The organism is Nocardia inohanensis NBRC 100128, assembly GCF_001612945.1.
Lineage (GTDB): Bacteria > Actinomycetota > Actinomycetes > Mycobacteriales > Mycobacteriaceae > Nocardia > Nocardia inohanensis.
On the sequence record NZ_BDBK01000008.1, the window covers coordinates 440,497 to 455,343 of the forward strand.

At 70.9% G+C, this 14,847-nt stretch carries 2 protein-coding genes; both read right to left on the minus strand.

Annotation, left to right across the window (positions count from 1 at the left end; genetic code table 11):
* Window positions 1–18: 18 nt before the first annotated feature.
* On the minus strand, window positions 19–1,011 hold the full coding sequence (locus tag NI1_RS17890; protein WP_067821634.1) for an ATP-binding cassette domain-containing protein: 993 nt from the start codon (window positions 1,009–1,011) through the stop codon (window positions 19–21).
* A complete protein-coding gene (locus NI1_RS17895) occupies window positions 1,008–14,720 on the minus strand; it encodes a non-ribosomal peptide synthetase (protein WP_084523416.1) in 13,713 nt (4,570 codons plus the stop codon). Before NI1_RS17895 ends, NI1_RS17890 begins: the two co-directional genes overlap by 4 nt.
* Window positions 14,721–14,847 lie beyond the last annotated feature (127 nt).

Sequence of the window (14,847 nt, forward strand, 5' to 3'; positions counted from 1 at the left end):
GGGTGGCGTTTGCGGTGGTCAAGACAAGATCTCCTCTTGCACATCGTGGTTGGTGCGTACCGGCGGGACGCGTTCGGCGGATTTGCCGGTGAGTGAGAGAAATACGTCGTCGAGGCTGGGGCGGTGCACGTGCGCGTCGAGCACGCAGACGCCCGCGTCGTCGAGGCGGCGCAGCGCCTCGACCATGGTGCGGGTGCCGTCGCCGACCACCACGAACACCTGATCGGCGTTGGCGTCCTGGCCCGGTTCGCCGACGCCGACCCCGGCCAGCACGCGCAGCGCGGGCGCGGGGTCCTGGCCGGCGGCGAGGGTGACGGTGAGTTTGTCGCCGCCGATGGAGGTCTTGAGTTCGTCGGCGGAACCGCGGGCGATGACCCGCCCGCGGTCGATGACGGTGATGCGGTCGGCCAGCAGATCGGCCTCTTCCAGGTACTGCGTGGTGAGCAGGACGGTGGTGCCGTCGTCGACGAGTTCGCCGATGACCCGCCACATGTCCAGGCGCCCACGCGGATCCAGGCCGGTGGTGGGTTCGTCGAGCACCACCACCGGCGGGCGGCACACCAGTGCGCCCGCCAGGTCGAGTCGCCGCGCCATACCGCCGGAGTAGGTGCCGGCGCGGCGGCCGGCGGCGTGTTCGAGACCGAGCGCGGCGAGCAGTTCGTCGGCGCGGTCGGCGGCACGCTTGCGGGTCATGCCGTACAACCGGGCCACCATGCGCAGGTTCTCGAACCCGGACAGGTTGGCGTCGACGGCGGCGTACTGCCCGGAGAGCCCGAGCCGGGTGCGGGCGCGGGCCGGGTCCTTCAGCACGTCGATGCCCGCGATCCGGATTTCGCCCGAGCTCGGGCGTAGCAGGGTGGTGACGATGCGGACCGTGGTGGTCTTGCCCGCGCCGTTGGGCCCGAGCAGGCCCATCACCGTGCCGGCCGGGATCTCGAGGTCGATCCCGTCCAGCACCCGCATCTTGCCGTAGTACTTGACCAGTCCTCTGATCTCCACCGCGAGGCTCATCGGGTCTCCTCCCGTTCGGCGCGAGCTGCCAACTCCGCCAGGTGATCCCGCAGTACCGGTCCGATCACGGACAGGGCTTCGGGGGTGGTCATTCCGGAATGGCGGCAGCGCACCTTCTGGTCGTGCACCGTGCCGGTGACGTACGGCTTCCACGCCGCGGCGCAGCGTTCGGGGTCGGCCAGGTTGATCTCGTCGTCGGCGGCGGTGAAGAAGAGCAGATCGCCGTCGAAGACGCGGGGCCGGAAGCCGTGCGCCTGTACCGCGCCGTTGGTGTAGCCGGTGTAGAGCCGTTCCATGTGCTCGACGGTGAGCGCGGCGAACGGCCCGGGGCGGCTGCGCAGCAGTTCGGCCGCCTCGTGCAGGTTCATCCGCTGGTCCACGTCGGTATCGCCGCCGAGCAGGTCGGAGCCGAATTCGCCGATGATGTCGGCGACCGACGGGACGGCGTGCTCGAGCCAGCGGTCCGACAGCTGGTAGCTGTCCATCAGACCGAGCAGCGCCACTTCGTCGCCGCCGGCTTGCAGCTGCACCGCGACCTCGTGGGCGATGAGCCCGCCGAGCGACCAGCCGAGCACGTGGTACGGCCCGTGCGGCTGCACCTCTTTCATATGCGCCACATAGTATTTCGCGGCTTCGGTGATGCTCGGGTGGCTCTCTTCCCCGCAGACGTGCGGGGCTTGCAGGCCGTACACCGGCCGCTCATGCGGCAGGTGCGAGACCAGTCCGGCGAAGCACCAGGACAATCCGATGGCCGGGTGCACGCAGAACAGCGGCGGCAGCGAGTCCGCGCCCGCCGGGCGCAGCGGCAGCAGCGCCTCGAGCGCGGCGAGCAGGGCAGCGCCCGCGTCACCGTCGGCGTCGGCGAGTCGGCGCGCGATGGCGGCCGGGGTGGATTCGCCGAACATGGCCTGCACCGGCAGCTCGACGCCCGCGGCCCGCACCTGCGCGACCACCTTCGTGGCGAGCAGCGAGTTGCCGCCGAGTTCGAAGAACCCGTCGTCCGCGCCGACCTGTTCGATGCCCAGTACTTCGGCGAAGGCCGCGCACAGGGTTTCTTCCATCGGGTTGGCCGGCGCCCGGTAGCCCTCGCGGGCCGCGAACACCGGTTCCGGCAAGGCTTTCCGGTCGAGCTTGCCGACCGGGGAGAGCGGGATCCGGTCCAGCAGCATGATCGATTGCGGGACCATGTAGTTGGGCACCAGGTCGGCCACGTGCGCGGTGAGTTCGGCGACGGTCGGCGCGGTTCCGGTGCGCGGCTTCACATACGCCACCAGCGCGGTGGAGCCGGCCGGGGTGCGATGGCCGATGGTGGTGGCGAACTCCACCTCCGGGTGCCGCGCGAGCGCCGAGTCGATCTCGCCGAGTTCGATACGGAAGCCGCGGATCTTGACCTGATGGTCGGTGCGGCCGACGTACTCCATATCCCGTGCGCGCCCGCCTCTTTCGAGCCAGCGCACCAGGTCACCGGTGCGGTACATGCGCTCGCCGGGCTTGCCGAACGGGTTGGCGACGAACCGCTGGGCGGTCATTCCGGGCCGCCGCAGGTAACCGCGCGCCAACGCCGCACCCGCCAGATGCAGTTCGCCGGTGACGCCGGCCGGGGCCGGATGCAGTCGCCCGTCGAGCACGCTGACGCCGACGCCGCGGATGGGTCCGCCGATGGTGATCTGCCCGCCGGGCGTCATCGGCTGCGAGATCACCGTGACGATGGTGGTTTCGGTGGGCCCGTACACGTTGTAGAGCTTGCGGCCGGGAGCCCATCGGGTCACCAGGTCCGGCGGCAGCGCCTCGCCGCCGACCAGCACGTGCCGCAGCGCGGTCACGCCGGTGGGGTCGACGGTGCCCAGCGCCGAGGTGGTGATGAAGGCGTGCGTGATGCCTTCCTCGACGAACACCTGCCCGAGCTCCTGCCCGCCGACCACCCCGGGCGGGGTGATGACCAGGGTCGCGGCCCCGCCCAGTGCCAGCAGCAGATCCAGCATGGCGGCATCGAAACTCGGTGTGGCGAAGTGCAGCACGCGGCAGCCGGGCCGCACGTCGAAGCGCTGCGCGGTCTCGGCGGCGAAGTTGGAGAGGCCGCCGTGGGTGACGACCACGCCCTTGGGGATGCCGGTGGAGCCCGAGGTGTAGATGACGTACGCCGGATTGTCCATGCGCAGCGCGCTGGTGCGCTCCGAATCGGTGATCGGGGCATCGGAGGTGGCCAGCACGCGCCGCCGGAACGAAGGCGCGTCCAGCACCGTCCAATTGGCGCCGTCGGGCATGCGTTCCCGATGCGCGGCCAGGGTGATGCCGACGGCCGCACCGGAATCCAGCAGCATATGGCTGATGCGCTGTTCCGGATAGTTCGGGTCGACCGGCACGAAGGCGGCGCCGGCCTTGGCGATGGCCAGCGTGACCGCGACCGATTCGGCCGAGCGCGGAATGCCCATGGCGACCAGGACTTCCGGTCCGACGCCGTACCCGATGAGGACGCGGGCGAGGCGGTTGGTCCAGCGGTCCAGGGCGTCGTAGGAGATCTGGGTGCCCGCCGCCCGCACCGCGATGGCGCTGCGGTTGAGGTTGGCGGCGGCCTCGAACACCTCCGGGAAGGTGATCGGCAGACCGGCTTCCGCGCCGCGCACGGGGGCCAGCGCCGACCATTCGGCTTCGTCGAGGAGCTCCAGATCGCCCACGGCGGTGGCCGGATTCGCGGCCGCCGCACCGAGCAAGCGCACGAACCGCTGCGCCAGTCGCTGCGCCGTGGCCGCCTCGAACAGGTCGGCGGCGTAGTTGACCGACACGGTGATGCCGTCGGGTTCGCGCCGCTGCGTCCAGGATTCGGTGAGGGTGAATTGCAGATCGAATTTGGCGATGCCGGGGTCGGCGTCGTCGGCCTCGATGCGCATGCCCGGCAGCTCCAGCACTCGCACGGGCTGGTTCTGCACCGACAGCATCACCTGGAACATCGGGTGATGGGCTTGCGAGCGCGCCGGATTGAGCACCTCGACGAGGCGTTCGAAGGGTACGTCGGCGTGCGCGAAGGCCTCCAGGTCGGTGTCGCGGACCGCGCGCAGCAGGTCGCCGAAGCCGGCGCCGCTGTCGACATCGGTGCGCAGTACCAGGGTTCCGACGAACATGCCGATCATGCGGTCCAGCGCGGGGTGCCCGCGTCCGGCGATCGGGGTGCCGACGGTGATGTCGTCACCGGCGGTCAGTCGATGCAGCAGTGCCACCAGTGCCGCGTGCAGCACCATGAACATGGTGACGCCGTGTTCGGCTGCCAGCGCCTGCAATTCGCGATGGGTGAAGGCGTCGATCCGGCATTCGACGGTGCCGCCGCGATAGCTCGGCACCGGCGGGCGCGGCCGATCGGCGGGCACCGCGAGCAGTTCCGGAATGCCGTCCAGCGCGCGCCGCCAGTAGTCGAGCTGGCGGCTGATCACCGATTCCGGGTCGTCCTCGCGGCCCAGCACATCCTGTTGCCACAGCGTGTAATCGGCGTACTGGATGGGCAGCGCGGGCCACTGCGGTTCCTGCCCGGCGGTGTGCGCCCGGTAGGCGGCGGCCACATCGGCGGCGAGGGGTTGCAGCGACCAGCCGTCCATGGCGATGTGGTGGACGACCAGCACCAGTACGTGCTCCTCGGCGTCGGTGCCGGTGAGCCGCAGCAGCGCCGCACGCAACGGCACCTGGGCGGCGAGATCGAAGCCCGCGGCCGCGGTGCGCCGGATCTCCGCGGCCACCTGGGCCTCGTCGACCGTGCGCACCGGCAGGCCGATGGCGGCCTCGCCGGCCTCCAGGATCCGCTGGCACGGTTCACCGTCGAGCTCGGGGAACACGGTGCGCAGCGTCTCGTGCCGCGCCTGCACCGCATGCAGCGTGGCACGCAATGCCTGCACGTCCAGCTTGCCGCGCAACCGCAGCGCCACCGGAATGTTGTACGCGCCCAGCGCTTCCCCGTGATCCCCGGAGGCGTTGAACTTCTCCAGGAACCACAGCCGCCGCTGTGCCGCCGACAGCGGAATCCGCTGCGGGCGGGTCCGCTTGCGCGGTTCGGGCAGCAGGTCGCCCGAGGGCGTCCCCGTGTCCAGTTGCGCCGCGAGTCCGGCCACCGTCGGTGCGGCGAACACGGCCCGCACCTCCAGCCGTACCCCGGTGGCGGCCGCGAGCCGCGCCACCAATTGGGTGGCGAGCAGCGAGTTTCCGCCGACCTCGAAGAAGCTGTCGTCCGCGCCGAGCGCCTCGGCCCCGACCAGCTCCCCCATCACCTCGGCGACGAGGCGTTCGGTCTCGGTCTCGGGGTCACGTGACACCACGGCCACCACGGCCTGCGGTTCGGGCAGGGCGTCGCGATCGAGCTTGCCGACCGGCGTCAGCGGGATTCGGTCCAGCAGTGTGAGGCTGCTCGGAACCATGTGCGCGGGCAGATGTCCGGCGCAGTGCGCGCGCAGTTCGTCGAGATCCAGCGCCCGCGAGGCTGCCGGCGCGCCCCCACCGAGGGTTTCGGCCGCACCGTTCTCCGCCGCGCCCACCGCGAGCGGCAGCACGTAGGACACGATGCGCCGCTCGCCGGCGATCTCGCGAACCTCGGTGTGCGCGAACCGGATCGCGGGGTGCGAGGTGAGCACGGCGTCGATCTCGCCGAGTTCGATCCGGAACCCGCGCACCTTGACCTGGTGATCGCTGCGGCCGAGGTAGACGAGCTCACCGTCGGCGGTCCAGCGCACCACGTCGCCGGTGCGGTACATGCGGGTGCCTTCGGGGCCGTGCGGGTCGGCGACGAAGCGGGTGGCGGTGAGGCCGAGCCGATCGAAATAGCCGCGCGCACAGGACTGTCCGCCGAGGTAGAGCTCGCCGGGGACGCCGACCGGCACCGGGTGCAGGCGCTCGTCGAGCACCAGCGCCCGCGCGCCGCGCACCAGGCCGCCGATGGTGACGGTCTCCCCCGGAATCATCGGCCCGGCGATGCTGATCACCACGGTGGTCTCGGTGGGCCCGTACCCGTTGAACATCATGCGGCCGGGCGCCCAGCGCGACACCAGTTCCGGTCCGCACGCCTCGCCGCCGACCATGACCGCGCGCAGATTGGGCAGCGGCCACCGGTCCCGGTCGATGGTGGCCAGCGCGGCCGGGGTCATGAAGGTGTGGCTGACCTCTTCGCGATCCATCAGCGCGGCCAGTTCGTCACCGCCGTAGATGTCCGGCGGCACGATCACCATGGTGGCTCCGGAGCCGACCGCGAGCAGCAGGTCGAAGACGGCGGCGTCGAAGCTGGGCGAGGAGAAGTGCATGGTGCGGGCTTCGCGATCGACCCGCATGCGGTCGCGGATCTCGTCGGCGAAGTTGGAGAGGCCGCCGTGGGTGACGGCCACGCCCTTGGGTTTTCCGGTGGAGCCCGAGGTGTAGATGACGTACGCCAGGTCGGCGGTCCACAGGGTGGCGGTGCGCTCGGCATCGGTGACCGCGCCGTCGTCCAGCGCCTCGAGTTCGTCGAGCAGGTCGGCGTCGTCGAGCAGCAGCCAATCGACGGGATGGTCGCCGCCGGCCCGGTAGAGCCGGTCGGCGTGCGCGGTGAGGCTCACCCCGACCCGGCAGCCGGAGTCGGTGAGCATGTGCCGCACCCGGTCCGCCGGATAGTTGGGGTCGACCGGCACGTACGCGGCTCCGGCCTTGGCGACGGCCAGCACCGCGAGCACCGACTCCACCGAGCGGGTGAGGCCGAGCGCCACCCGGTCGCCCGGGCCGAGGCCGCGCGCGATGAGCGCTCGCGCCAGGCGATTGGAGTACACGTCCGATTGCAGGTAGGTCAGTTCGGTGTCCTCGTAGCGCAGGAACACCCGGTCGGGGTTGAGGTGCGCGGTGGCGGCGAAGTACGCGGCCAGGCTGCACTGCGGCTCCGGCGCGGGACCCCACGCCGGGGTGAGCAGTTCGCGTTCGATATCGGTGCGCGCGTCGATATCGCGCACCTTGATCCGCGGGTCGGTGGTGACGGCGTCGAAGACCCGCACCAGGCGTTCGGCGAGGGTGGTCACCGTCTGCTGCTCGAACAGTTCCGCGGCGTAGACGAATTCGAAGATCCGGTCCTCGTCGTCGCCGGGCAGCACCCGCAGTTCCAGATCGAACTTGGCCAGCGCGATATCGAGTTCCTCGGCGGCCAATCCCAGTCCCGGCAATTGCAGCGCGGGCGCGGGTTCCTGCACGGTGAGCGCGACCTGCAACAGCGGCCGCATCCCGCCCGCACTGCCGCCGATCTCCTCCACGATGCGTTCGAACGGCACCTCGGCGTGCGCGAGCGCGGCCAGTTCGGTATCGCGATCGGCTTGCAGCAGTTCGGCGAAGCTGCGGTCCGGGTCCACGTCCGAGCGCAGCACCAGGGTGTTGACGAACATGCCGACGAGCTCTTCCAGGCGCGTATCGGTGCGCCCGGCGACCGGGGTGCCGATCACGATGTCGCGGCCGCCGGTGACCACCCGCAACAGCACGGCCAGGGTGGAGCGCAGCACCATGAACAGCGAAACCCCGTGGGCGCGTGCCACTTCGGCGAGTCGCCGCTGGAGTTCCTCGGGTACTTCGAAGCGCACCGCGCCGGCCCGCTGGGTGGGTTCGGCCGGGCGGGCCCGGTCGTAGGGCAGCGGCATCTCCTCGGGCAGGTCCGCCAGCGCCGTCCGCCAGTAGGCGAGCTGGATGGCGGCCGCGCTCTCGGGATCGGCCTCCTGGCCCAGGCATTCGCGCTGCCACAGGCTGAAGTCGGCGTACTGCACCGGCAGTGGCGTCCACGCGGGGGCGACGCCGCCGTGGCGGGCGGTGTAGGCGACCGCGAGGTCCCGGGTGAGCGGGCCCAGCGACCAGCCGTCGGCGGCGATGTGATGCAGCACGATGCCCAGCAGGTGACGGCGATTCCCGGTGCGCAGCAACGTCATTCGCAACGGGATCTCGTGCGCCAGATCGAACCCGCGGCGGGCCAGCGAACGCAGGGCCGTGCGCGCGCCGACATCGTCGGTTTCGACGGCCTCCAGCACCGGCAGGCACTGCGCGGTGTCCAGGACCGTCTGGTAGGCGCCCTGCTCGTCCTCGGGGAAGACGGTGCGCAGCACCTCGTGCCGCTCCACCACGTCGCCCAGCGCCGCCCGCAGCGCGGGCAGATCCGGATCGCCATCGATACGCAGCACGAAAGCGATGTTGTAGGCGCTCGATTCCGGGGAGAATCGATTGAGGAACCACAGTCGCTGCTGCGGCAGCGACAGTGGTACGCGCTCCGGGCGCGGGGTGTGCAATGCCAGCGCCGCCCGCCGCGTCCGGGGCGCTTCCGCCAGCCGGGCCGCCACCCCGGCCACGGTGGGCACCTCGAAGATGGCGCGCACCGGCAGCTCCACGCCGAATTCGGCGTGCAGGGCCGCGGTGAGGCGGGTGGCCAGCAGCGAGTTGCCACCGATCTCGAAGAAGTTGTCCTCCGCACCGTGCACGGGCGAACCGAGCACGGTGCCGAAGACCTGCGCGACCTGCTGCTCGACCTCGGTTTCGGGGGCGCGGGAGGGGGCCGCGGCCACGAAATCCGGTGCGGGCAGCGCCTTCCGGTCCAGCTTGCCGGACGGGGTGACCGGCAGCGTTTCCAGGACGCTGACCGCCGAGGGCACCATGTAGCCGGGCAGCCGGCCGCGTGCGGTCTCAAGCACGGCCGGGACATCGATCTCGGTGTCGGCGGTGAGATACGAGACCAGGCGCGGGATTCCGCGCTCGTCGTGATGGACCACGGTGAGCGCGAAGGTGACTCCCGGATGCGCCAGCAGCACGTGATCGATCTCGCGCAGCTCCACCCGGAAGCCGCGGATCTTGATCTGGTCGTCGGCGCGGCCCAGGAAGCGCAGCTGCCCGGTGCCGTCGGCGACCACGAGATCGCCGGTGCGGTACATGCGTTCGCCGCGGCGGCCGTGCGGGTTGGCCGGGAAGCGTTGCGCGGTCAGGCCGAGCCGGCCGAGATAGCCGCGCGCCAGGCCGGGCCCGGACAGATACAGCTCGCCCGCCACACCCGGCGGCACCGGGTGCAGGCGGCCGTCGAGCACGAACAGTCGCATACCGCGCACGGGCAGGCCGATGGGCACCGGCCGCCCCGCCACCATGGGCCCGGTGGCGGTGGCGGCGACGGTGGCCTCGGACGGGCCGTACATATTGTGCATGCGCCGCACCGGCATTCCGGCGGGTCGCGCGTCGTCGGCGGTCCAGACCCGGACCAGATCCTCGGGGCAGGCTTCGCCGCCGACGATCACGGCCTCCAGATCGGGCAGGTCGTCGGCGGGCACGGTGCCCAGCGCGGCCGGGGTGACGAAGGCATGGGTCACCCGTTCCGCGCGCAGCAGCGCCGCGAGTTCGGCGCCGCCGTAGATCCCGGCGGGCGCGACCACGATGGTGGCGCCGGCCGCGAAGCCGAGCAGCAGTTCCAGCACCGAGGCGTCGAAGCTGGGCGAGGAGAAGTGCAGGGTGCGTGCGGCATCGGTGACGCGGAACAGCTGCATCTGCTCGTGCGCCAGCGAGGCGATGCCCGCGTTGGTGACGACGACGGCCTTGGGTTTGCCGGTGGAGCCCGAGGTGTAGATGAGATACGCCGGGCCGCCGGTACGCAGCGGATGGTGCCGGTCGGTATCGGTGACCGGGGCGTCGGTCTGCTGCGCGCACTCCGCCGCGAGGGTCTCGGAGCCGAGCAGCAGCCAATCCACGTACGACTTGCGGTGCCGGCCACGACTGCCCGGCCAATCCGGCATCTCGGCGCGCCGTTCGGCATTGGTCAGGCCGAGCATGGCGCCGGAGTCGGCGAGCATGTGCGCGATGCGGTCGGACGGATAGTCCGGGTCGATGGGCACGTACGCGGCGCCGGTCTTGGCCACCGACCACACCGCGAGAACGCTCTCCAGGCTGCGCGGCAGCGCGATGGCGACCACCACCTCCGGGCCCGCGCCGTGCTCGATGAGCACCCGCGCCAACCGGTTCGAGCGTTCGTCGAGTTCGCGGTAGGTGGTGTCGTGGCCCTGATAGCGCACGGCGACGGCGTCGGGCACGCGTTCGGCGGTGTCGGCGAGCAGGCGCGCCAGGGTGCTGGCCGGTTCGGCCGGGGACCCCATGATGGGCACCAGCTTCGCGGTCTCCCGGGCATCCAGGATCGGCAGGTCGCCCACCGGCACGGCCGGGTCGGCGACCGCCGCCGCGAGCAGGGCCGCGAATCGGCGGGCCAGCGCCTCCACCGTGGCGTGGTCGAAAACGTCGGCGGCATAACCGAATTCGGCGGTGAGCGGCGCGTCCTCGGCGGCGCTGCCGGCGGGTTCGTGCACGGTCAGCTGAAGATCGAATTTGGCGATGTCCATGGCCATGGGCAGCACGCGAGCCGCCACCCCGGGCAGGTCGACGCGCAGTTCCGGGCTGCTGTCGTAGGAGAGCATGACCTGGAACAGCGGGTGCCGGGCGGCGGACCGCTCCGGGTTCACCACCTCGACGAGGCGTTCGAAGGGCACGTCGGCGTTGGCGAAGGCATTGAGGTCGGTGTCGCGGACCTCGGCGAGCATGCGATCGAAGCCGGCGGCCGGGTCGATGCGGGTGCGCAGCACCAGGGTGTTGACGAACATGCCGACCAGGTCGTCGAGCGCCGGATCACTGCGCCCGGCGATCGGGGTGCCGATGGCGATATCGGTCGAATTGCACACTCGCGCAAGCAGTGCCGCGAGGGCGGCGTGCAGCACCATGAAGGTACTGACACCCCGCTCGGCGGCCAGCGCCGCCAGATCCCGGCGGATCTGTGCGGGCAGGGTGAACTCCACCCGCCCGCCTTCGGTGGAGCGCTGGCGCGGGCGCGGCCGGTCGAGCGGCAGGTCCAGCTGATCGGGAAGGTCCGCCAGCGCGGCCCGCCAGTAGGCCAGCTGCCGCGAGAGCGCACTGGCCGGATCGGCTTCGTCGCCGAGCAATTCGCGCTGCCACAAAGCGAAGTCGGCGTACTGCACCGGCAACGGCGTCCACGCCGGTGCCTGCCCGGCGGCTCGCGCGGCCACCGCGACCATGATGTCGCGGGTGAGCGGTGCGACCGACCAGCCGTCGCCGCTGATGTGATGCAGCACGACCAGGAACACGTGGGTATCCGGCCCGGTCGCGTAGAGCGCCACCCGGATCGGGGCCTGGCTGCGCAGATCGAAGCCGTAGCCGGCGAATTCGGTCACCAGCTGGTTCACATCGGAGTCGTAGGCGTCGACGGGCTCCAGGGTGAGCGGGATCTCCGCGGCCGGATGCACGCGCTGGCACGGCCCTTCCGGGGTGTCCGGGAAGATCGTGCGCAGGCTTTCGTGCCGTTCCAGCACATCGATGAGCCCCGCCCGCAGCGCCGGAACATCCAGCGGCCCGGTCAGTTCCACCGCGAGCGGCATGTTGTAGGCGGCGGCGTGCTCGGCGAACCGGTTGAGAATCCACAGCCGCTGCTGTGCCAGCGACAGCGGAATCCGTTCCGGCCGTTGCCCCGCCCGCAGTTTCGGCGAGGCGACCTCGGCCTGCGGCGTCGCCACCCGCGCCGCCAGCGCGGTGACGGTGGCCGATTCGAACATGTCGCGAATGGTCAGCGCCGCCCCGACGCTGGCGTTCACCCGCGCGATGGCCCGCGCGGCCGAGAGCGAATTGCCGCCCAGGTCGAAGAAGTTGTCGGCCACGTCGATCTCGTCGGTGCCGAGCACCTCCGCGAAGATCCCGATCAGCTGCTGCTCCACCGCATTCCGCGGTCCGGTCGGCGTGGTCCGCGCCGGACGCCGGACCCCGCTGCCCGGTTCCGGCAGCGCCTTCCGGTCGACCTTGCCGTTCGCGCTGAGCGGTAGTTCGTCGAGCACCATGATCACCGAAGGCACCATGTAGCTGGGCAGCCGCAGTCGCAGCGCCGCGCTGAGCTCGGCGGCGTCGAGCGTCTCGAGGCCGGCCGCCGAGGCCGCCGGTGCGGCCACGACGTACGCGACGAGTTCGTCGCCGCCGCGGCCGCGCCGGGCCACGCACACCGCGCGGGCCACGCGTTCGTCGGTGAGCAGCGCGTTCTCGATCTCACCGAGTTCGATGCGCAGGCCGCGGATCTTGACCTGGAAGTCGCTGCGGCCCAGGTACTCCAGGACGCCGGTGCGGCCGCCGCGCCAGCGCACCAGGTCGCCGGTCCGGTACATGCGGGTGCCGGGGGTGAAGGGGTTGGCGACGAAGCGGTCCGCGGACAGGCCGGGACGGCCCAGGTAGCCGCGGGCGAGCTGGACGCCTGCCAGGTAGAGCTCGCCGACCACGCCGGGGGCGACGGGTTGCAGGCGCGTGTCGAGGACGTAGGTGCGGGTGTTCCACACCGGGGAGCCGATGGGGACCTCGGTGGTGCCGGGGACGCAGTGCCAGGCGGTGACGTCGACGGCGGCTTCGGTGGGGCCGTAGAGGTTGTGCAGTTGCGGCGCTTCGGGTCCGGTGCCGAGCGCGGTGTGGAATTCGGTGACGGTCTTGGCGGGCAGCGCTTCGCCGGAACAGAAGACCCGGGTCAGGCCGGTGCAGCCGCGCACATCGGTGTCGGTGAGGAAGACCGAGAGCATGGAGGGCACGAAATGGGCGGTGGTGACGTTCTTCTCGGCGATGACGCGGGCCAGGTAGCTGGGATCGCGGTGCCCGTCGGGGGCGGCGATGACCAGGCGGGCGCCGATCTGCAAGGGCCAGAAGAATTCCCACACCGAGACGTCGAAGGTGGCGGGGGTCTTCTGGAGCACCACATCGCTGTTGTCGAGCGGGTAGGCGTGCTGCATCCAGCGCAGCCGGTTCACGATGGCGGCATGGCTGACGCCGACGCCCTTGGGCTTACCGGTGGAGCCGGAGGTGAACAGCACGTACGCCAGATGATCGGCGCGCAGCGGCGCGATCCGATCGGCGTCGGTGATCGGGCGGCCGCCGCGTTCGGACAGATCGGCGGTGTCGATATCGAATCGCGGGGCGGCGGCGGGCAGTTCGAGCCCGTCGCGCGCCACCGTCAGCACGCACAGCGGCGCGGCCTGCTCGAGGATCGCCGCGGTGCGCTCGGCCGGATGGTCGGGGTCGATGGGCAGGTACGCCGCCCCGGCCTTCACGATGCCGTACATGCCGATCAGCAGGTCCAGGCTGCGGCGAATCGCCAAGCCCACCAAGGTGTCCGGCCCGGCGCCGCGCGCGACGAGTTCGCGCGCGAGCCGGTTGGCCCGCTCGTCGAAGGCCGCGTAGGTCAGCGTCTCACCCTCGAACTCCAGCGCCACCCGGTTCGGGCACCTGGCCGCCCGCTCCGCGAAGAGCCCGGGCAGCGTGCCCTCCTGGCGGGCCACCTGCGTCGAGTTCCATTCGTGCAGTACCCGTTCGCGTTCCAGCTCGGTGAGCACCGGCAGATCCCCGACGGGCGTCGCCGGCTCGGCCAGCACCAGGCGCCGCAGGAAGTCGATGAACCGCCCGTGGTGCACGCTCAGTTCGGCGTCCCCGTACAGCCGCGGGTTGGCCTCGAAGTCGATGTGGATGCGGTTGCCGACGCCGTTGTAGAGGTTGATCGACAGGTCCTCGACCGGCCCGGTGGAGAGCACGTTGATGGCCCCGACCAGGCTGCCGAACTTCAATTCGCTGTGGAACAGCATGAGGTTGACCATCGGCCCGAAGAAGCCGCGGGCATCGCGCGAGTAGCCGCATTCTCTGCGAATGTCGTCGCTGCGGTACCGCTGGTGCCGCAGCGCGCCGGTGATCTGCAATTCGATGGCGCGCACGGTGTCGGCGACGGTGTCGGATCCGTTGAACCGCACGCGAATCGGCACCACATTGGAGACCACGCCGCCCGAGCGGCGCAGGGCCACGGTGGTGCGCGCGGAAACCGGCAGGCTCAGCACCACGTCCTGATTGCCGGTGATGGCCCGCACGTAGCAGGCGAGCGCGGCCACGAACAGCGCGGAGCTGTTGGTGCCGAAGGTGTTCGACGCGGCTTCGATGGCCGCTTCCAGCTCCGGTCCCAGCACCGCGGTGGCGGTGCGCCGCCCGGAGTCGGAGATGGGGGCCAGCATCCCGTTGCCGGACAGGGTGATCGGCTCGCCGACGCCGGCGAGCTGTTCACGCCAGTACTCCGCGTCACTGCGGAAGCGGGTGGTCTCGCGGTAGCGGCTCTCGTCGGCGTAGATGGTGGCCAGCGGCGTGGCGCGGGAGACGACCGGTTCGGTCTGGTTCTCCAGTGCCGTATATATCTCGGCCGCGCGGGTGGTGCCGTTCATGGCCCCATAGCCGTCGATGACGATGTGATGCCCGCGGGTGTACCAGATCCAGTCCGAATCCCCGGTCCGCAGCACCACATTGATGGTGAGCGGATCGTTCTCGATATCGATGGGCGAGCTGGCGTGGTCGTTCATCCACGCCAGGGCCGCCGCCCGCGGGTCCGGCTCCTCGCGCAGGTCCAGGCGTTTCCAGCCCGGCCGCCAGGTGGGGTCGACCACCTGATGCGGTTCCCCGTCGATCTCCAGCAGCCGCACATGCCCGACCTCGGTCTCCGACCCGAAACGCTCGATGGCATACAACAACCGGCCCACGTCGAGGTCGCCGTGGATCTCCACGTATTGCGCGATGGTGAGCGGAATGTCGGGCCTGATGCGCTGCGCGTAATACAGCGCCGCCTGCGCGGGAGAGAGCGCGAAAGGTTGAGCCGAGAATTCACCCGATGAACATTGGTCGACACGATCGGTGGCCAATGAACTCATCAAACACTCCGTTCTGCCGCTGTTGACGCAACTCCCCGAGCCCCAATACCGATCACGGTCGGCGATCGCGCGCATGCGCGAGCCTTAGGACGTGATCCACGTCCTATGATTCGGAGCATCCCGCCGA

Coding starts and splice junctions, on each gene's coding strand:
- NI1_RS17890 (WP_067821634.1), bottom strand. CDS start 1,011: ATGAGCCTCGCGGTGGAGATCAGAGGACTGGTCAAGTACTACGGCAAG.
- NI1_RS17895 (WP_084523416.1), bottom strand. CDS start 14,720: ATGAGTTCATTGGCCACCGATCGTGTCGACCAATGTTCATCGGGTGAA.